Source organism: Helicobacter sp. CLO-3 (assembly GCF_001854545.1).
Lineage (GTDB): Bacteria > Campylobacterota > Campylobacteria > Campylobacterales > Helicobacteraceae > Helicobacter_B.
Genome location: NZ_MLQN01000005.1, coordinates 21,442 through 41,340, shown reverse-complemented (window position 1 = coordinate 41,340; position 19,899 = coordinate 21,442). Strand labels below are relative to the sequence as shown.

Annotated in this window: 21 protein-coding genes and 5 tRNA genes; 23 read left to right on the top strand and 3 right to left on the bottom strand. The window is 45.3% G+C overall.

Annotated elements, in window-relative coordinates:
* Window positions 1-322 precede the first annotated feature (322 nt).
* A complete protein-coding gene (ppk2, locus tag BKN38_RS02470) occupies window positions 323-1,159 on the bottom strand; it encodes a polyphosphate kinase 2 (RefSeq protein WP_066455359.1) in 837 nt (278 codons plus the stop codon).
* Window positions 1,160-1,327: 168 nt separating this feature from the next.
* Here ppk2 and BKN38_RS02465 point away from each other — a divergent pair, with 168 nt between their 5' ends.
* The 6 genes from BKN38_RS02465 to BKN38_RS02435 all read left to right on the top strand — a co-directional run bounded on the left by BKN38_RS02465 (window position 1,328) and on the right by BKN38_RS02435 (window position 4,272).
* Window positions 1,328-2,167, top strand: coding sequence for a CinA family protein (locus BKN38_RS02465; protein ID WP_066455261.1), 840 nt, complete (start codon window positions 1,328-1,330; stop codon window positions 2,165-2,167).
* Between the two features lie 248 nt (window positions 2,168-2,415).
* Window positions 2,416-2,491: transfer RNA gene (locus BKN38_RS02460), tRNA-Lys, on the top strand.
* Window positions 2,492-2,508: 17 nt separating this feature from the next.
* Window positions 2,509-2,583, top strand: a tRNA-Glu gene (locus tag BKN38_RS02455).
* A 22-nt stretch (window positions 2,584-2,605) separates the two neighbouring features.
* Window positions 2,606-2,681 (top strand) — tRNA-Val (locus BKN38_RS02450).
* 27 nt (window positions 2,682-2,708) lie between these two features.
* Window positions 2,709-2,785 (top strand) — tRNA-Asp (locus BKN38_RS02445).
* A gap of 719 nt (window positions 2,786-3,504) precedes the next feature.
* Window positions 3,505-4,272, top strand: a complete 768-nt coding sequence (locus BKN38_RS02435; RefSeq protein WP_066455361.1) for a sulfite exporter TauE/SafE family protein — start codon at window positions 3,505-3,507, stop codon at window positions 4,270-4,272.
* Window positions 4,273-4,419: 147 nt separating this feature from the next.
* Here the strand turns inward: BKN38_RS02435 and BKN38_RS02430 are convergent.
* A tRNA-Leu gene (locus BKN38_RS02430) sits at window positions 4,420-4,504 on the bottom strand.
* Window positions 4,505-4,964: 460 nt separating this feature from the next.
* Here BKN38_RS02430 and ccoN point away from each other — a divergent pair.
* The 11 genes from ccoN (at window position 4,965) to BKN38_RS10940 (ending at window position 11,602) form a co-directional block, all read left to right on the top strand.
* Window positions 4,965-6,431, top strand: coding sequence for a cytochrome-c oxidase, cbb3-type subunit I (ccoN, locus tag BKN38_RS02425; RefSeq protein WP_066455263.1), 1,467 nt, complete (start codon window positions 4,965-4,967; stop codon window positions 6,429-6,431).
* A gap of 10 nt (window positions 6,432-6,441) precedes the next feature.
* Complete coding sequence (gene ccoO / locus BKN38_RS02420) at window positions 6,442-7,128, top strand: cytochrome-c oxidase, cbb3-type subunit II (RefSeq protein WP_066455265.1); 687 nt, start codon at window positions 6,442-6,444, stop codon at window positions 7,126-7,128.
* 8 nt (window positions 7,129-7,136) lie between these two features.
* Window positions 7,137-7,343, top strand: coding sequence for a cytochrome c oxidase, cbb3-type, CcoQ subunit (locus BKN38_RS02415; protein WP_066455267.1), 207 nt, complete (start codon window positions 7,137-7,139; stop codon window positions 7,341-7,343).
* A 3-nt stretch (window positions 7,344-7,346) separates the two neighbouring features.
* Window positions 7,347-8,222: a cytochrome-c oxidase, cbb3-type subunit III gene (ccoP, locus tag BKN38_RS02410; protein WP_066455269.1), complete on the top strand. Its 876-nt coding sequence runs from the start codon at window positions 7,347-7,349 to the stop codon at window positions 8,220-8,222.
* A 9-nt stretch (window positions 8,223-8,231) separates the two neighbouring features.
* Window positions 8,232-8,432 (top strand): DUF4006 family protein, encoded by a 201-nt coding sequence (locus tag BKN38_RS02405; RefSeq protein WP_066455271.1) that lies wholly within the window; start codon window positions 8,232-8,234, stop codon window positions 8,430-8,432.
* A gap of 124 nt (window positions 8,433-8,556) precedes the next feature.
* Window positions 8,557-9,198, top strand: coding sequence for a hypothetical protein (locus tag BKN38_RS02400; protein ID WP_066455273.1), 642 nt, complete (start codon window positions 8,557-8,559; stop codon window positions 9,196-9,198).
* A gap of 26 nt (window positions 9,199-9,224) precedes the next feature.
* Window positions 9,225-10,067, top strand: a complete 843-nt coding sequence (locus BKN38_RS02395) for a hypothetical protein (RefSeq protein WP_066455276.1) — start codon at window positions 9,225-9,227, stop codon at window positions 10,065-10,067.
* 54 nt (window positions 10,068-10,121) lie between these two features.
* Window positions 10,122-10,556 (top strand): hypothetical protein, encoded by a 435-nt coding sequence (locus BKN38_RS02390; protein ID WP_158655934.1) that lies wholly within the window; start codon window positions 10,122-10,124, stop codon window positions 10,554-10,556.
* Window positions 10,495-10,953, top strand: a complete 459-nt coding sequence (locus BKN38_RS02385; protein ID WP_143000182.1) for a hypothetical protein — start codon at window positions 10,495-10,497, stop codon at window positions 10,951-10,953. The genes BKN38_RS02390 and BKN38_RS02385 overlap by 62 nt, the downstream gene beginning before the upstream one ends.
* Window positions 10,950-11,354: a hypothetical protein gene (locus tag BKN38_RS02380; protein WP_066455285.1), complete on the top strand. Its 405-nt coding sequence runs from the start codon at window positions 10,950-10,952 to the stop codon at window positions 11,352-11,354. Before BKN38_RS02385 ends, BKN38_RS02380 begins: the two co-directional genes overlap by 4 nt.
* Window positions 11,355-11,428: 74 nt before the next feature.
* The gene (locus BKN38_RS10940) at window positions 11,429-11,602 is read left to right on the top strand and encodes a hypothetical protein (RefSeq protein WP_156528183.1); all 174 of its coding nucleotides are present in this window, start codon (window positions 11,429-11,431) and stop codon (window positions 11,600-11,602) included.
* Window positions 11,603-11,856: 254 nt separating this feature from the next.
* On the opposite strand, the gene BKN38_RS02370 is transcribed toward BKN38_RS10940, so the two are convergent.
* Window positions 11,857-12,612, bottom strand: coding sequence for a HugZ family heme oxygenase (locus BKN38_RS02370; RefSeq protein WP_066455289.1), 756 nt, complete (start codon window positions 12,610-12,612; stop codon window positions 11,857-11,859).
* A gap of 475 nt (window positions 12,613-13,087) precedes the next feature.
* Between BKN38_RS02370 and BKN38_RS02365 the strand changes: the two genes are divergently transcribed.
* From BKN38_RS02365 to BKN38_RS02340, 6 genes are all read left to right on the top strand, one after another.
* The gene (locus BKN38_RS02365; RefSeq protein WP_066455291.1) at window positions 13,088-13,594 is read left to right on the top strand and encodes a hypothetical protein; all 507 of its coding nucleotides are present in this window, start codon (window positions 13,088-13,090) and stop codon (window positions 13,592-13,594) included.
* 182 nt (window positions 13,595-13,776) lie between these two features.
* Window positions 13,777-14,775, top strand: coding sequence for a toxin (locus BKN38_RS02360; RefSeq protein ID WP_233712876.1), 999 nt, complete (start codon window positions 13,777-13,779; stop codon window positions 14,773-14,775).
* 9 nt (window positions 14,776-14,784) lie between these two features.
* Window positions 14,785-15,597, top strand: a complete 813-nt coding sequence (locus BKN38_RS02355) for a cytolethal distending toxin subunit B family protein (RefSeq protein ID WP_066455293.1) — start codon at window positions 14,785-14,787, stop codon at window positions 15,595-15,597.
* Between the two features lie 145 nt (window positions 15,598-15,742).
* Window positions 15,743-16,393, top strand: coding sequence for a toxin (locus BKN38_RS02350; RefSeq protein WP_233712875.1), 651 nt, complete (start codon window positions 15,743-15,745; stop codon window positions 16,391-16,393).
* 370 nt (window positions 16,394-16,763) lie between these two features.
* Window positions 16,764-18,116, top strand: coding sequence for a hypothetical protein (locus BKN38_RS02345; RefSeq protein WP_066455296.1), 1,353 nt, complete (start codon window positions 16,764-16,766; stop codon window positions 18,114-18,116).
* A 9-nt stretch (window positions 18,117-18,125) separates the two neighbouring features.
* A complete protein-coding gene (locus BKN38_RS02340; protein WP_082942517.1) occupies window positions 18,126-19,283 on the top strand; it encodes a BspA family leucine-rich repeat surface protein in 1,158 nt (385 codons plus the stop codon).
* Window positions 19,284-19,899 lie beyond the last annotated feature (616 nt).

Genomic DNA, 19,899 nt, shown 5'->3' with positions numbered 1-19,899 from the left:
GCTGGCATAAATTTGCGATAGAACATTGAGATATAGACAAAAAAACCGCGTTTGCTATCACGCTAAGGATTCTATGAAGTTATAATATATGGGATTCAAAAATATTTTACATCCCCAAAACAAGAATAAACCGAAGTGAAACCGAATAGACTGCTCAAAAAGCATTTGCGTCCATTGTTGTGCTTAGCCAACAAATTAGCTAAACAATGATATTAATCATTAAATAATGCAAAAATCAGAATCTGCATCGCGCAATTTTGCAATGCAGATTTTATTTAATTCACTCAAAATTTAGGTTGTTTATTGGCTAAAATCTGCGCATCTACCCCTGTGGCGATTGCGAGTAAGGATGCAGTATAGCAGGGTCGGCTAGCAGGCACACAGATGAAGGGTCTTTGCCCTCATAGTCGATTTTGCTTAGCAAATCACGCGCGATGTTTAGCCTCGCTGCCTTTTTGTCATTGGAATTTACGATAATCCAAGGCGCATAAGGCGTGTGCGTGCGCGAAAACATTTTCTCAAACACCGCAGAATACTCATCCCACAAATCAAGCGATTTGGAATCTATTGGGCTTAGCTTCCACATGCGAAGCGGGTCTGTTTTGCGGCGCTTGATGCGGCGCTTTTGCTCTTCTCTGCCGACATCTAGAAAATATTTGAAAATCATCGTCCCGCTAGAAATCAACATCTGCTCGAGGTTTGAGACTTGATAGATAAACTGCTTATACTCCTCTTGCGTGCAGAATCCCATCACGCGCTCCACGCCCGCGCGGTTATACCAGCTGCGATCAAAAAAGACGATTTCCCCACCGCTTGGCAAAGTGCTGATATAGCGCGTGAAATACCACTGCGTGCGCTCTATCTCTGTAGGCTTTGGCAGTGCTACAATGCGGAATCCCCTTTGGTTTAGATGCTCGGTGAGTGCTTTTATCGTGCCACCTTTGCCCGCTGCATCGCGCCCTTCTAGGATGATGACGATTTTTTTGCTCTCTTTTTTTACCCAGTTTTGGAGCTTAAGAAGCTCGACTTGCAGCTTTTCAAGCTCTTTTAGGTAAAACTCATCTTTCAAGCGACCATTTTTTTTGTAAATGTCTTTTGCGTGCGCTTTGTCCGCTTCTGGGCGCGCGGTGATTGCCTTTTTGGACTCTTTTGCCTTCATTTCTTTTGCCTCTTTTGATTTAGCCTCTTTGGCAGACTCTTTTTCTTTCCCCATTATCGACTCCTTGGATAAAATAACTTTCTATTATAGAAACTTTAGTTAAAATATACTTTAAGCTTTGCAAAAATAGGCATAAATCTTAGTTTGCATCACGAAAAGGACACATTTATGAGGCAAAATGTCAGCAAACACATAAAAGTTTTTTTTCTCAATATGGATTTGGATTCTGCGCGCGTGCTGTGCGATGAGACGCTGCGAAAGCTTGCGCTTACTTGGGAGGTGGAAAATGCGAGTGCTATCATCAAAGGCGAGCGGGCGGATGAGTTTGCCAAATGGGCGCAAGGGATTTTTCAGCACCACATCGTCATAGGCGAGGATATAGAATCTATCGCTATAAGGCGGCTAAAAGAGGAGGGGCTATGCCTAGCGACGGCTGAAAGCTGCACGGGCGGGCTTTTGGCGTATCATTTCACGCGCAATGCTGGGGCTTCGGAGGTGTTTTTGGGCGGGGTGGTAAGCTATGCCAATGAGATAAAGGAGCGGATTTTGGGTGTGGATTCTGCTAGCTTGGAGGACTTTGGCGCGGTGAGCGAAGTGGTGGTAGCGCAAATGCTTAGCGGGACGATAGAGCGCTTTGGCGCGGGTGTGGCGCTGGCGACAAGCGGCGTGGCTGGTCCTGGTGGCGGAAGCGCGCAAAAGCCGGTAGGCACGGTGTTTATCGGTATGCAAATCGCCAATAAAGAGCCGATAATCGAGCGGTATAATTTTGTGCCAAAAGTGGGTGGCGCGGGTGGTGGCGTAAATAGTGCTGGCGCGGGTAGCGCAAATAGTGCTATAAATGCTGGCGCGGAATCTAAATCGAGCGATACGCAAGCCACCATGCGTTTAGATTCTGGAGCGTGTGTGCCGCGCCTCACACCTTGCCATGCGCTAAGCTTTAGCGCGCGCGAGGATATACAATATCAAGCATGCCAAAAGGCTATCGATTTGCTACTGAAAAACATCTAAACGCGCGGGGCACATTGGCGCATTTGGCAAAACAGCCGCCACAAAAGGCGCGCTGCGTGCTACTCAAACAACGCGCCAAGCGCGTAAAAACCGCGCGCAAAACATAAATAATGCAAAACATACGCTTTACCCTTGACAAAAAGCGATAAAAAAAATACAATTTCACTTTTTTACTTCAGATTTTCAAGCGTGAGTTTTGCCTTTGTCGTTTTATAACTTGTAGCGCGCTTGTTTGGCAACATTATTTTGACCCGCTAGCTCAGCTGGTAGAGCAATTCCCTTTTAAGGAATGGGCCGTTGGTTCGAATCCAACGCGGGTCACCACTTTTAGGTCTAGTGATGGCCCCTTCATCTAACGGTTAGGATACCACCCTTTCACGGTGGCTACAGGGGTTCGAATCCCCTAGGGGTCACCACTTTCCTTATCTTGCTAAAGTTGGTCGCTTAGCTCAGTTGGTAGAGCGCCACCCTTACAAGGTGGATGCCGTAGGTTCGAGTCCTACAGCGACCACCACTTTAGATTTTCCTTTACTTTCATTTTGGAGCGGTAGTTCAGCCGGTTAGAATACATGCCTGTCACGCATGGGGTCGCGGGTTCGAGCCCCGTCCGCTCCGCCACTTTTTAGATTCTGCTTTTATCTTTTTGTATTTTTTGAAATATTGCGAAATTCCAAAGCGCTAGAATCCATGCATTTAAAACGATTTTCTAAGCCTTGCATAAATTGGCAAAGCAATTAATAAAATTTTAAGCTATAGATGCTATAATGTCGGCCGGTTTATGAAGTGGTTAAAATAAGAGGAGTATAGGGTCCCTCGCAGGGTTACAATCCCTTGAGAGTCCCGGTTTCGGGCTCACCCTATGACTTTCGCTATTTCCTATCTGCTTTTAGATTCTCTACATCTATGATTTCAAGCCACACTGCAAGCCAAATCCCAAACAACCAGAATCCACAAATCCACACAAATTTTTACAAAAGTTTTCTTGCATTAGCCACCCAGAATCCAAATGCCGCGCAAACACAGCATACAACGCACAAAGCCGCAATATACAAGCCTACAACGCGCAAGGCCGCAACACATACAAGGCGTGATTAAGCATAAAGATACTAGAATCTAGCATTTTACATTTTTGGCTTTTTTGGCTTTTGACTCTAAAAGTGCAGGCAAACAATCGCGCATAAAAGCGACAAACAAAGCCAAAGCCCGCAAACAACGCAAGACGCATAAGATAAATTAAGAGGCAAAACATGACAGATATTTTAGATTCCACAAGCATTTTAGATTCTGTGGGCGCGCTCGCTGGCTTGATAACTTTTGCGGATTTTAGCTATTGGCAGATGATTGGCTTTGTTTGCATTGGGCTTGTCTCTGGCGTGGCGGCGGGGTTTTTTGGCATCGGTGGGGGCGTCATCATCGTGCCTTTTATGCTGCTGCTTGGGTTTCCCATACAGCATGCCATCGGGATTTCTATCGTGCAAATGGTGTTTGCCAGCGCATTTGGCTCGCTGCTAAACTACAAAAAAGGCTTGCTTGATCTGCGAGATGGCATATTTATCGGGATTGGCGGGCTTATCGGCGCTAGCTTTAGCGGGATTTTGCTTAGCGTGCTTAGCGATGTGCTGATAAGCCTTGCGTTTTTGCTGCTTACTATCATTTCATTTTATCGCTTTGCTTTTAAGGTCAAACCCCAAATAAGCGCCACCCCGCCCATACAAGATGAGCGCAAAAAGCGCGCGGTGCTAGTGATAGCAGGTGCGCTCACAGGCGTTTTTGCCATATCGCTTGGGATTGGCGGGGGGCTTTTGATAGCGCCGATTCTTGGGTATTATCTGGGCTATGATTCCAAAAAAGTGGTGCCGCTCTCGCTGTTTTTTGTCATCTTTTCCTCGGTGTCTGGCACGCTCTCGCTTTATCACACGCAAGTGATTAGCCCGCATCTCGTGGGCGCTGGGTTTATGATAGGGCTTGCTTCTATCATCGGCGTGGCGTTTGGAATCTATCTCATCATGAAAGCCAGCGCGAAGGTGCATAGAAACGCGCTTTTGTGGATTTATGCCTTTGCTATCGTTGTGACGAGTATAAAAATCATTCAAAGGCTTTGGTAGATTCTGGTGGTGGATTTTAGCTGGCGGATTCTAGGCTTTTTGGTTTGATTGAAGCGGTTTGCGAGATTTGTGGCGGTTATTTTAGATTCTAGTTTTGTAGGATTAGCTGGTATTTTGTTTTGGATTCTGGGTTGGGTGAAGAAAAAGTGGTGCGGAAGAGAGGACTTGAACCTCCATGCCTTGCGGCGCTAGATCCTAAGTCTAGTGCGTCTGCCAGTTTCGCCACTTCCGCAAAATACAAAAAAGCAAGATTTTGGATAACCAAAACAAAAATTATACTAGAAAAACATTAAACCAAGCTAAAAACCACCACAACATTGCAAAAGTAACTGACAAGGCAAAATTGCAATAGCGATTTGGACGATTCGCAAAGATATACAAAAAGTAGCAATATCAGAGTCCAAAAATATCACACAAAAGTAATATGCCAAAACTCTAGTAATTTTAGATTCTGGCCCTATGACAAACATAAAGCAAGCACACCAAAACCGCACGCTTTAGATTCTAGAATCTAGATTTTGGCATCTAGATTCTAGTATTTTCTAAACACGCGCGAAAGCGCATCCTCCGCGCAAACACACCACAAAAAACAATCAAAAGTTAATAATTTGCAAATAAAAGCAAAAATTTAAGGCTACCAAAGGAAAAAATGAGTTAGAATAGGCGCTAATATTCTACAAAAAGGAGAGAAAATGCAGAACAATGCCGTCTTAGAATACGACTATTCTATAGCAAAATTGTTTTTGTACTCAACATTGGCATTTGGCTTTATAGGCATGCTAATTGGTGTAGTGCTTGCGTTTCAGTTGGCGTTTCCAGATCTAAACTATATAGCAGGTGAGTATGGGATTTTTGGGAGATTGCGTCCTTTGCACACCAATGGGATTATATATGGTTTCACGCTAAGTGGAATCTGGGCAGCGTGGTATTATCTCGGGCAGCGTGTGCTTAAGATCACTTACCATCAGCACGCGTTTTTGAAGTTTATTGGTTTGGCGCATTTTTGGATTTATATTGTGCTTATGCTTTTGGCGGTTGTTACGCTGTTTGCAGGGCTTACACAATCCAAAGAATACGCCGAGCTAATCTGGCCGCTTGACTTGCTAGTCGTAGTCGTATGGGTGCTTTGGGGAGTAAGCCTATTTGGCTCTATGGGTGTGCGCCGCGAAAATGTGATATATATCTCTCTATGGTATTTTATCGCGACATTTACAGCGATTGCAGTGCTATTTATATTCAACAACCTTGCGATTCCTACTTATCTAGTGGCTGGCACAGGTAGTTTGTGGCATTCTATATCGCTTTATGCAGGTAGCAATGATGCGCTTATACAATGGTGGTGGGGGCATAATGCGGTGGCATTTGTTTTCACATCTGGCGTTATTGGTGTGATTTACTACTTCTTGCCTAAAGAATCCGGACAAAGCATCTTCTCTTATAAGCTTACGCTATTTTCTTTCTGGAGCTTGATGTTTATCTATATTTGGGCGGGCGGACACCATGTCATCTACTCTACTGTGCCTGACTGGGTGCAGACACTTGGCTCTGTATTTTCTGTGATTCTTATCCTTCCATCTTGGGGGACAGCGGTGAATATGCTTCTTACCATGCGCGGACAATGGCATCAGTTGAAAGAGTCGCCATTGATTAAATTCCTAATGCTAGGAGCGACATTCTATATGCTTTCTACTTTGGAAGGACCAATCCAATCTATCAAATCTGTAAATGCGCTAGCGCACTTCACTGACTGGATCGTAGGGCATGTGCATGATGGCGTTTTGGGCTGGGTAGGATTCACGCTAATCGCAGCTTGCTATCATATGCTACCTAGAATGCATAAAAGAGAGATCTACTCACGCAATATCATGGATATCCAATTCTGGATCATGACTATTGGCATCGTGCTTTATTTCTCTAGTATGTGGATCGCTGGTATCACACAAGGTATGATGTGGAGAGATACTGACCAATACGGCAACCTTGCATATCAATTTATCGATACAGTAAGCGTGCTATTCCCATACTATCTCATCAGAGCGATCGGTGGGACTATGTATCTAATAGGCTTCATCATGTTTATCTACAATGTTGTGATGACTATCACTGCATCAAAACAGCTAGAGAGTGAGCCAAAATCTGCCTCACCTATGGCTGCATAAGGAGTGAGAAATGTTTAGTTGGCTAGAAAAAAATCCATTCTTTTTCACGGTGGCGTTTTTGGTGGTATTCTCGATAGCTGGGCTAGTCGAGATTCTGCCAGACTTCTCTAAGTCCTCTCGACCAATCGAGGGGCTTAAGCCTTATTCTTTGCTAGAGACTGCAGGGCGACAAGTATATATACATGAGGGCTGCTACAACTGCCACTCACAGCTTATACGACCATTCCAAGCAGAAGTAGATCGCTATGGTATCTCTAGCTTCAGCGGTGAATATGCGTATGACAGACCATTTTTGTGGGGCTCTAAAAGAACAGGTCCAGACCTTCATAGAATCGGTGATAGCCGCTCTACAGACTGGCATGAAAACCACATGCTAGATCCAAAAAGCGTAGTGCCTGCTTCTATCATGCCTGCTTATAAGCATCTTTATAGCAAAAATGTAGATTTTGATACCGCGTATGCAGAAGCCTATACACAAATGAAAGTATTTGGCGTCCCATACAACACAGAAAATGGCGTATCTATCGGCAAAGACATCAATGAAGCAAAAGAAATCTACCTCAATGAGGCTAGAGCGGTGGTTGATGATATGAAGTCCAAAGATATCAAAGATGCGTTTGAAAAAGGCGAAGTGAAAGAGATAGTAGCGCTAATCGCGTATCTAAACAGCCTAGGACAAAGCAGAAGGACTAAGTAAGGTTTGACATGACAGCAGAACATATCGAATACCTAAGGATTGGCGTATATTTTGTAGTTACGCTGCTCTTGATAGTTTTCTTGTATTCCTATGCCTTTTCTATGTGGAAAAAGCAAAGAACCGGCGCTAAGGATTACGAGAAATATGGTAGTTTGGCGGTTAATGATGACCTCAATGATGAGCTTGTAGAGCCTAGAAACAAACAAAAGGAGTAAAATATGGGTTGGTTGAGTGATAGCGTCAATGTGATTACTTTATTGGGCGCGGCAGCAATTTTGGTGATAACCATCTATGTGGTGGGATTCTACTTCAAAAAAATGAAAGATGCCAAAGCCGATGGTGAGCTTACAGAGCATGACTGGGATGGCATCAAAGAATTTAAAAACGACATTCCAATCGGTTGGATTGGCATTTTTGTCGTGGTGATTATTTGGGGATTGTGGTATATCTTTTTTGGGTATCCATTGCAAAGCTTCTCGCAAATAGGACAATACAACGATGAGGTAAAAGCCTATAATGAGAAGTTTGAGCAACAATGGGGTTCGCTAAGCCAAGAAGATAAAATCGCGATGGGTGAAGGGATCTTCCTAGTGCAATGCTCACAATGCCATGGCATCAATGCAGAAGGCATCAATGGCAAAGCGCAGAATCTAAGAGCATGGGGCAAAGAAGAAGGTATCATCAATACCATAAATATGGGTAGCAAGGGGCTTAACTATATGGCAGGCGAAATGTCTCCGGGACTTGTAGGCACTGATGAAGAAAAACGCCAAGTCGCAGCCTATGTGATGAAGACATTTTCTCCAAGCAAGGCGACTAAATATTCTCAAGCAGATGTAGAGGCAGGCAAAGTGGTGTATGAAAATATCTGTGCTACATGCCATGGATCTGATGGCAAAGGTAATGCCAATGGTTTGGAGGGCTTTGCTTCTGACTTGACTACTTATGGGGATTATAAGTTTGTAGATCATGTGCTAAAAAATGGCAAAAAGGGCTTCATCGGGCATATGCCTTCGTTTAATTATGCAAACTTCAATGAAACCCAAGTGCAAGCATTGTCTGCTTATATCCATTCTCTAAAAATTCAAGACTAAGGAGAGAACATGAATGGTTTGTTTGGAATCAATGGGCTATTAGGATATTTGGTGGCGGTATTGCTTGTGGTTGGATTGGCGATAGGTTTTGGCATTTGCGCGGCTAGCGTGCAAAGTGCCAACGCGCAAAACTATTACAAAATCGACAACTACCAAGATATCCAATCAAAAAGTGCGGATAATAAACAATTCTACAAAGACGCAAAGTAAAGGAGCGAGCATGTTTAATAGCGCAGAAAAATTATTGGGCACTTTAATAGTCGTTTTGCTGGTTGTTTCTATTGCTATCGCCTTTATTCCTGATGGATTTTTGCATCTTGTATAGGGAGATGGCTTGAGGATTTTGAGACAGATTCTGCTAGCATTTCTCGCACTGGTGGCGAGCACTACTTGGTGCTGGGCTAGCGAGAGTGGCTATATCTTTGGCAACAAGCATCACACTATCGTGCCAAAATCGCAGCAGTTTGTCCAAACGCTATCTGAAGAAGTATTTCAAAAAACTGGGGTTAGAATCTATCTAGACATCATCGATGATATTTCTATCCCCTCTGCTTATCCTACCAAGCAAGCGCGCCAAGCCTATCAGCAAGAGCGAGCGCAGTCATTGCAAACCCCTTATGTAGTCATATTTTTATTTTTGCAAGAGCACAAAATGGATCTCATAAGCAGCCAAGATCTGCATAGCTTCCTAGATCAGAAAAAACTAGATTCTATATATTTTGATTTTATGGCAGCACTTTTGCCTGAAAAAGACCGCGACCTCACACCACCAAGAATATCCGCTGTAATACTCAATGGCTACTCTGAAATAGCCGATACCATAGCCGATCATTATGATGTCAAGCTAATAAACAACTTTTCCACCGATGAGCGAAATGTCAAAACATTTACCGATATCATCATAATAATAATGCTTGTCACGATAGTGGGGCTATTTTTGCTGGCAAATTTTGCTGGCAGAAAGCGATCAAAATAGCAAAAACAACCAAAAAGGGGGACAATATGTCAAATAAAAAAGACACAAAACAAGACAAAAAAAGCATAAACCTCTGGCCCTATGGGATTTTGAGCGTCATACTACTTGGCGTGGTGCTTATCACGATTTCTATCAGAATCTCGCTCAAGCACCCAGCCCCAGACAACAAGCCATTTTTCCTAAAGCATGATGAAAGCGATGAGAGCATAAACGACTTTTTGGCAAACACCAAAGAGCTGCAAGAGCATTTCAACTTCTATATGCAGGCAAACTCGACAAACACACCCGTCACGCAAGATGAAGTGTATAAGCCATACTCTCCATACCTGCGCCCGCCACATCGCGATAGCAAACCAAACGGCATCTTTGAGACGCTTGTCACCAAGGCGCGCAACACCATAGATATACTCATCATCCCAATCGATGGCGACCCAAGCAAGCTAAGCATCACCGCCTATATCCAAAAAATCGGCGGCGCGCCCGTGCAAGAGATATTTATATACAATCCAAGCGATAGTGCTTATACTTCAAGCAAACCGCTAGATAAAAGCGGGTGGATGCTTATCGGCGATCTTATGCAGACGCAAATCCCAAATCCTAGCCAAAAAACTAGTGGCAAAGCGGCAGATAAAAGGGGTGCAAATAACGCAAAAGGCGTAAATGATACAAGAGGAACAAATGATGCAAAAGGCGTAAATGATGTAAGTAGCGCAAATGTGGAGCAGGTAACCTTCAGCACGCCAGCATTTGAGATAGAAAATGAAGGGCGCTGGATAATATCACTCCAAATCACCTATGAAGGCAAAAAATCCATTCTAGAAAAAGAGTTTTATAGCATGGATGCGCATTTTCATCATATTTTGCGCTAGCAAGCTGAAATATAAAATATGCAAAGCATGCCAAAAACACCAAGCGCGCCAAAAATGCAAATCTCGCCAAGCCAGCCATGCGCGCCAAAAGCGACAAATGCGCCGGCCACACTAAACGCGTTTGCTATGCCACGCGCGCGTATTAGGCTAACCACACCTAGCAGACTAGCCGCGCCCATCGTGCCTGCCACACCAGCTACGCGCGGCGGCTTTATCATGCTAGAGATTGTTTTTGCGCTTCTTATCATCGGCGTGGTGTTTGGTGTGTTCGCGCATTTTTACAACACGCGCCAGCAGATTCCAGCACTATCCATATCCGAGCTAGACCTATCCCAAGAGCAGGCACTCAAAGAGCTAGAATCTAGCGTGTCGCCCACGCCGCATAAGATCATCGGGACCAATGGAGAGTTTTGCGAGAGGGAACTTTTTGAGACCACACAAGCGCAGAGCAAATACAAGCTATTCATCCCGCAAAACTGCGACAAATAGTGCCTTTGTCCTTATGGAGTTTGTCTTTGGCATCGTGATTTTATCACTGATTGCCATAGCGCTTGCCAAAACCACGCTAACTTTGCAAAAACAAGCCCTCGCCAAAAGCACCCAAACCCTCTTGCTTATGGATATTAGCAATGCCGCAGACATCATCAAAAACCACTTGCAAGCAGAATCTGGCTTTCATTTTTTAGATTCTGCTTTGAGTGCGGGCGCGCATAGCGTGCTTTTGCGCGATAGCACGCTTTTTTTGGATGGCGCGTTGCTAGCGCGAAATATCTCTAGCTTTGAAGTGCATAGCCTTAGTGGCAAGGCATTCAGCATAAATATCTGCGCGCACAATGCCACAGGCTCGCAAACCTCCTGCATAAATCGCGTGGGCTGGCTAAAATGACTAAACGCGCCAAATACGCAAAACGCTCAAAACGCGCAGGCAAAAGCGCGCGCGCTAAACTCACCAGCGCATACGCGCTTATCTATGCGGCGATGATTCTGCTTTTTGTCACTTTTATCCTTTCAAGCCTAAGAAATAGCAGCGGCATCGCGATAGACAGAGCGACCAACGCGCACATAAATTTCCAATCAAACCTCTACCTCCAAAGCCTCGAGCGGATAGCTAGAATCTGCGCGCAAAAGCAGGGATTCTTACAGGCAGAATTCGCGCTTGATGATGGCTTTGTGGGCGGATTTGAGATACAGGGCAGCGATGCGTTTTTATACATACAAGCGCTAAATCGCCGCACCGGACAAACCATGCGCGCCACCAAAACCATAACCCTAACACAAACGCCATAACCAAAAAGCCAATCGCGCCATAATCAAAATGCTAAAATATCAAGACACCAAAAAAACAAAAACGCGCAAGATTTTTGCAAGCCCAAAATCCAAACCAGAATCTAGCCAACACCAATCGCGCCACCAAATCCCAAGCCAAAACGCAGAATCTAGATTCTGCAAGTGCCAAAATCTTGCGCAATCCACGCATCACCACGCAAAAATCACCAAAAATAGAGAATTTAAAAGCGCAAAAATCTAAAATATAGAATCCAAAAACATAGAATCTAAAAGCACAAAATCAAAAAGTAGAAAGAACAAAAAGCAAGGAATCAAAAAAAACACAAAAACAAAGAATCTAAAAAGCAAGAAAAAAGAAAAACCTTAACCCCCTTAAGGAGAGAGAAAAAAAGGGGGTTATAAGGAAGATAATGCAAGTAGGATATACCTAAACAGATCACAACAACTAAAGGAGACCCACCACTCGACCAACCCAATTCGCCTTTAGTTGCCTAGATTCTAGCTATTTATGAGGATTTTTGCTATGCGGATTCCCGCCACCTCCTAGATAAGTAGCCTTGCCATTATGCAGCGCATACGCCTGACCAAATCCCTTCACAAAGCGCCCATCATGCGCGATAAGCTCGATGAGATGAAAATCTGTCATATTGCGTATAGTTTTGATGCCACCAGCACCGCCAGTTTGCGCGATGAAAGCATCAAAGACTTCGTTAAACTCGCTAGATTCTCGCTCCACAAAGCGCGCCTCCACGCGATAGCGCAAGCGCTTACGCAAAATCACAGACTTCGCCTTGCTCTCATCTTCCAAAAACATAAGCTCTATATTCTTCGGATTTGCCTTGATGCTTTCATAGTGCTCCGCTACTTCGCTCACATAGATATAAAACTTGCTCTTGTGATGAATCACCGCAGAATAAGTCGCTAGCACCTCGCCTTTGGGATTGAGGCTCGCAAGCACAGCCGAGCCAAAGCTTTTGGCAAACTCCACCACTTCTTGCTCGACAGAATCCAAATCATGCGTTTTCTCCACGCTCATGCAAAGCTCGATGATGATGTTTTTTATCGTCTCTGGCGTGGCTTTTTGCGGGAACTCCACGCGCACTTTGCCACCATCATAAGCGATGTCAAGCCCTTCAAAATCCACAGATTCAAGCTTCACACCCTGCGCGCCTTTCACGCCGCCAAATTTCGCCACCAAGCCTTCCAGCTCTTTTTGGTGGTGACCATTCATATGAGAAATAACACTCTCAAAACTCATTTTTGCTCCTTTAGTTGTTTGCTGGCGAAATTATAGAAAAATAAAGCTTAGGAATTTATTAAAAATAAGAATAGCTATCGAAAATAAACAATGCAATTTTAAAATATTACTCCAAGAATTTATCTCCAAGAAGCTGGTGCGATTCTAACCGCGATTGGCAGGCTTTGCGGAATCAAATTTAAGTTTATCGCGCGCGATGGGTTTTGGGGGGATGATTATAAAGCACACCACGCCGCGCAAAAAAATGGTAAGCTCAAAAATTGGCGTGAGCTAAACAAAAAATACGCGCTAAATCTCGATGAATACAGGCTCGAGCGCCAAGCGCAAGAATATGCCACAAAAGAAAGTGATAGTCATGGTGTTTGGGAGGATCTGCTCGAGCCTAGAAACATTTTGACAATTTTAGGCATAATCGTGATGACTGCACTTACTGTTATAAGCTCGATTTTTCTCTTTTGGCACAAGCACTGCGCCTATGGCTATGGCTGTAACCACGCTAGTGCTATCGCTCGTAGGCGCGGTGGCGAGCGCTACCGCTGGGATTTTATCAGTGGCGCAAAGCGTGTATGTCGAGCAGACTATGGGCTATCTAAACGCCCAAATGACGCAGACAAACATAGGCATCGAGGGCATAAGCAGCGCGAACTCTATCGCCAATGAAAGTGTGACAAATGCGCTGATTTTCGCACCATACAGCATAATGCCAGAGGGCGTGACATTTGAGAAAGGAAAGGCTATTGTAAATGACTATATACATTTACAATTATTTTGGAGCAAAAAACTAGTTAAAGTTAAAAGTCCTTCTTGGATTTCACAAATAGTACGCCAATATTTTGGTGTAAAAATTTCTGGCAAAATGCAGAAAATGAATCCTGATAGCTCCAAATCAATTCCAAAGTGCCATCAAACTCCATTTTTGTTACCAAAAGTTGCTGGTGTGTTTAAAAGTGCGGGATATTTTTGCCAAGTGCGCGCGCATTGACTTTTAATAAAGTAGTATCAAGTATCTTTTTTCTATAGAAGCGAGGCGCGCGAAAATAGAGCCGCACAAGCGCGAGAATCTGATATTACACAAATGCGAGATCCAGCGTCACACAAATGCCAATCTCGCACTAAACGCCAATCTCGCGCGCAAACAAACTCGCTTCACGCCAAGGGGTCATCATGCGCCACACTACGCCTTTTTGCTATCCTTTTTATAAACCCGCTGGGACTTTTTGTAACGCTTCCAGTGACAATCCTGCCAAAACCCGCAAGATTCCAACAATCACCAAAAGCATCAAAATCATCAAGGCGCCCATGTCGCTTGCCACCGCGATTTGCATGATTTTCTTGCTGCTAGGCTGTGGCGAGAAAATAGCGCAGAATCCACTAGGCGGCGCTTTTGGAGAGGCACATGATAAAGATCCGCTAAAAATCGGCTCCAAGCCCACGCCCCCAGCCAAGCAGGCATATCCCAAACTCATCGTAGGCAAGGTGCATTTCGCGCATGAGAAGGGCAAGGATTTTGGTATCAATAGCGCAAAGATTCCAGATGATGAGTCGTATCAAAGCGAGGCGATTCCAAATGCATCGCTTAAGGGCACATCACTTCAGGGCGCGCTAAAAGCCAGCCCACCCAATTTATCCAACCCCTCCAATGCACTCAATTCGCCCAACCCATCCAAATCCCCTCCGCTAGGCTCGCCGCCTAGTTCTCCTACAGGCGATTATTTCTCCCTTAGCTCGCCTGCGGGCGCGATACTCACCGTTTGGGCGCTAGCGCAGGGCAACTGGCTCTGGGGCTACACGCTTGCTGATAGCGTGGGCTTTGGCGATGCGCGGGTGTGGCGCTTTAGATTTTTCAAAGACGACCAAGTCATGCTAGAAAACGCCAAAACTTTCACCTGCGCCAACGCCTATGGCACGGGCGTCATCCACTCTGCATGCGATGAGACAAACATGAACCAGCGCTTCGAGCTCATCCCCATGACAAACGAAGCCTTCCTCTTGCGAAATGTCGGCAATGGGCGATGCCTGCACGCGCCGATTAGCGATGTGTTTGGCGATTTTCACAGGGTGAGTGGCATCTATCTAGTGACTTGCACCGGCGGGGATAATCTCGATCAGCAGTGGTATATCATCCCGCCGCCATTCCTTGTGAAGCCGCTTTATAGACGATAAGGAGGAAGCATGAGATATTTATTTTTTGCATGCGTTGCGTTGGCGGGCTTTGGCAGCGCGCTTTTTGCATTGCCCCAAGACTACAAAACCGCCTCTTGGAATCTACAAGGCTCATCTGCTAGCACGGAGAGCAAATGGAGCATCAGCGTGCGCCAGCTCATCAGTGGCGAAAATGCTGCGGATGTGCTAGCGATACAAGAAGCAGGCTCGCTGCCACACACCGCCACGCCCACAGGCAGGCAGATTCCAACCGTTGGCACCATACCCATACAAGAGTTTGAATGGTCGCTTGGCTCGCGCTCGCGCCCAGAAAGCGCGTTTGTGTATTATTCGCCTGTGGATGCTGGGGCAAATCGCGTAAATCTCGCTATCGTCTCGCGTCGCCGCGCCGATGATGTCATCGTGCTTCCTCCGCCCACCTCTGTGTCGCGCCCGATTATCGGAATCCGACTAGGCAATGATGTGTTTTTCTCGGTGCATGCGCTCGCAAATGGCGGGACAGACACCGTGGCTATCATCAACGCCGTGTTTGATAGGTTTCGCAATGAGCCTGATGTGCGCTGGATGATTATGGGTGATTTCAACCGCTCGCCCGAGAATCTGCGCTTTGAGCTTAGGCTTGAGACGCGCTTGCATGTGGAGATCATCGCGCCAAATGCAGCCACGCATCGCAGTGGCGGGACGCTTGACTATGCCGTGGTGGGCAGCTCAAGCCAGCTTCGACCACAAACCGGGCTGCTAGCACTGCTGATGCTTGCAAACTTTCGCACGCAGCTGACTTCGGATCATTTTCCAGTGAATTTTAGGAGGTTTGATCCGTGATTTTATCGTGGATTCTGGGGTGCGGTGGATTTTGGGGTGCAATGATTTGGCGCAGTAGATTCTAGGGCGCAAGGCAGAATCTAGGGCAAATTCAAGGCAGAATCTAGGGCAAATTTGCGCGACAAACAAAGCAAAAGGCAAGAGCATGAAAAAACTTTTATTATTGGCATTTATTTGCGTTGGCTTTCTTTTTGGCGATATGGCAAAGGATTTGATAAAAGAGGCGGATGCTTCGCCAAGCCCCATCGCAGGGCAGGCAAATGCGAAAAATCCGCCGCGATTTGATGATTTTGAAAACATCACAAATCCCATGCAAATCCGCAATCTACGCACCGGAATCCCCATAAACATAAGGCGCAATAGGGATTTTAACTCGCAAAATTGGCAGCTGCGACAATTTCAACTGCGAGGCGATCTGCTGAAAAAAGACAAGCTGCGCGATAAATGGGATTTTGGCTATGTGCAGTTTGTGGAGCCGGGCAAGCGCGATAATTGTTTGGCGATTGATGAGAGTGGGTTTTTGGCGATAAAATCGTGTTTGGCGGATCTGAAAAGTGGCAAGCTAGAGACCGTTTTTAGCATCATCCCTACGAGTTCTGGCGCGGTGCAGATACGCTCGCTGGTGCTTGACTCTAATGAATGTCTAAGTATGTTTGATAACCCGCAAGTGCCCGAATATAGGCGCATAGGGATTCTGCCTTGCTCACTTGATTTTGATTTTTATATCGATACGGCAGAGCTTTTCTTTTTTACCCCGCCATTAACCCGCGCCTCCGCACTAAAACCGAAGAAGTAGAGGCATTATTTTTCGTATTGCGGCAATACTTTTTAGCCTTTTGATTGTGTTTGAATCGTTTTAGATTCTGGTGCATTTGGCTTGTGTTTTTGTGCCGTTGAAATACCGGAATTAAAATACCAGAATCTAGTAAAACTAGATAAATAAATGTCTTTTTTGCTTGATATAATTTGCGCCTTGAGATTCAAGGAGCAAAAAATGATTAGCACTACAAATAATAAAAGAAGTCAGATAAAAGCGGGCCGCGCTAATAAATGTTAGAGCGGTAAAAAATGCGCTGCTGGCGTATTTTGAAGCATGCCAAAATCATAAGGCGGGGAATAAGACAACAAACGAGACACAAAATAAGATAGAAAATAAGATAGAAAATGTGGATTTTGGGCTGTGTGATGTGATCGCGCGGTTTGGGGCTATGGAGCAGATGCTGAAAAACCAGCATTTTTGGGATTTTTGCGGGCTTGATGAGAAAAGATTCTCTTCGCGTTTGGATGCGCTTGTCTGCCTTGCGCTAAAGGTCGCACCTAAGCTAAGCGCGCAAATCACGCCAAGCACCACCACAGAGCCACCGGCCGCCCCTGCCGCGCTTGCGATTTTTGCCAAAATGTGCGAAGTGTTTGATGCGCTTTGTGTATGGTATGAGTCGCCAAACTTCTCCGAGTTTCCGACAAATAGCGAGCTTTACCACAAAATCGGCTATCTTTTGCACCTTAGCCACGCGCATTTTGCGCCGATTTTCAAGCAATACCAAAAGAAAAAAGATGATAAAAGAGGCTTTTTATACTGGCTAGATTCTAGGCTGTTTGCAAGCATTTGCGCGCCCGCCAAATCGCATAAAATGGCGCAAAATAGCCCCAGCTATGATGAGATAAACGCCTATATAATGGGGCTTTGCTATGGCAAAGATGATGCTAGAATCTATAGAGTGCTGCTACTTGGCAATATCCTAAATATTGTGGATTCTGGTGGTGCGCAGCGGTTTGATTTTGGCGCGTTTAGGAGGGGCGCGTTTGCGCCGACTAGGATAAATCCGCCCATATCGCTGCTGCAGACTCGCGCCGCGTCATTAGCAAGTGCTCAAAAAATGGATACGAAAAAATCCGATGCGAAAAAATCTGACGCTCACAAAAAGGACTTTTTGATGTCTGATTCTATGAAGCGGTTTTTGCATATTCTTTATAAATATGGCGATGGGTTTTTGGAAGCTAAAGATATCGCGTATATGCGCGATAGGCGCATATATTACGCCGATGAAAAACGCAGGCTGCCAAATGCTAAGTCGCGCGAGGTGTTAGCGCAGATCGGCAAAATGCTGCAAAAAAGGCTAGCAGAAGTGTATATGCCAAAGCCACGAAGCTCGCAAACAGTGCCAAAAACCACGCTAAAAAGCGCAGCTTGGCATGATAGCTTGCCAAATCTTTGCCTGCTTAGCAGCGCACAAAAGCGGCGCCTAGAAGACCAGCCCCTAAGCGTCAAGGCGCGCGCGATGTTTGAAGAGCTAGCAGACGGGATGCCTATCCTCCCAAGCGCGCTAGACATCATCAAAAGCGGCTTTGAAAGCGCGCTATGGAGCGAGGGTGCAGGCGAGCGATACGCGCACAAAATATGCTTTGCCATCACCGAGCTTGGCGGCTCGCGCTGGATGTTTCGCCGCGTGCATCACCGCCCAAAAAGCACAGCGGAGTATCAAAGATACCAAAAAATGACGCAGTATAGGCCATTTTGAGGAGCGCAAATGCCAAAAAGACGCGATAGAGAAGTGCTTAGGGCGGAGACTTACGAGGCGGATTCTGATGCCAAATCTTGGGAAGCAGAATCTAGCGAAATGGAATCTAGCGAAATGAATTCTGGTGGCGCGGATTTTAGCAGCGCGGATTCTAGCAAAATAGATTCTGGCAGCGCAGATTCTAGCGCGCGCAAAAGCGACCAAAACAAATCAAAAGGAGTAAAAATGAAAAACACGCACAAAAACACAACCAAAACCACAGCAAAAGGAACAAACAAAAACACGACAAAACCCCGCAAATACACGCCAAAGACAAAAGAGGAGCTGCAAAATCTTGCAAGGGATGAAGGCATCTATCTAGGCGATATCGACACGAGCCACATTACAGATATGAGGATGCTTTTTTGGGGCAGCGAGCGCAAGGATTTTAGCGGGATAGAGCGCTGGGATGTAAGCAATGTGCGTGATATGAGCGGGATGTTTTTCAGGGCAGAGTCCTTTAGTCATCCCCTAGAATCTTGGGATGTAAGCAGAGTTGAAAATATGTCGCGGATGTTTGCTGTTGCAGAATCTTTCAACCAGCCGCTAAGCTCATGGGATGTGAGTAGCGTGCGCGATATGAGCGAGATGTTTTATGCTGCAAGATCTTTTAGCCAAAATCTAGATTCTTGGCAAGTCAAAGAGGGCGCAGATATAAGAGGGGCGTTTAAACATAGTGGCATGAGTGCGCTACCCAAATGGCTAGAATCCTTGACGCCCAAAAAAGGTGCAAATGGCAAATACACGCCACTTTCGCGAGTTGAGCTTGAATTTTTGATATATGATGAGAGCATTTCTCTTGGCGATATTGATACCAAATACATCACGGATATGAGCGGCCTCTTTCATAAAATCAACCGCAGGGACTTTCGCGGGATAGAGAGCTTGGATGTGAGTAATGTCGAGCGCATGGGCTCTATGTTTAACGATGCGAGCTCTTTCAACCAGCCGCTTGGCGCTTGGGATGTGGGTAAGGTGGAAACAATGATTGTGATGTTTAATGGGGCGGCGGCGTTTGACCAAAATCTGGATTCTTGGCAAGTCAAAGAGGGCGTGAATGTGGAGAAAATGTTTGAAAATAGCGGGATGAAGCAGCTGCCTAAATGGCTAAAATCTAGCAAAAAGTAACAAGGGGCGCAAAGAGCGGCTTATCTAGATTCTAGCGCAAGAAGCTAAGAGTCAGGCGCAAAAAGCGCGAAAAAGCGCGAAAATAGGCAAAAGGAAGCGCAGCAATGTAAAATGAAATGCTTTGACATTGACATGGCTTTGTGTTTGCATGTGATGATAACCTTTTGTCATTGCGAGCAACGAAGTTGCGAAGCAATCCATTTAAGCCACATTGACTAAATAGCGACAATTTTGTAAATCTTGCATTTTATGGATTGCTTTGGGCTTGAAAAGCCCTCGCAATGACGGCAGGGATATTTTTATTGCAAGGTTTTACCTTTTCCGTCATTGCGAGCCGATTTATCGGCGAAGCAATCCATGCAAAAAAACAAAGTGCGGATTATGTGATTTGTGGCAGCATCCAAAATTTTTGCAAAAATAGATTGCTTCGTCAGCCTGCGGCTTCCTCGCAATGACAAAAACAATACAAAGCGAATCCAAATTTCATACAACGCCAAAACTTATTTTTGTCATTGCGAGGATTCTGCGAATCCGAAGTAATCCATAAAAGACACCAAAATGCACCATTGCGAATCCTTTTTTATTCTGTCATTGCGAGCGGGCTTGTCCGTGCAGC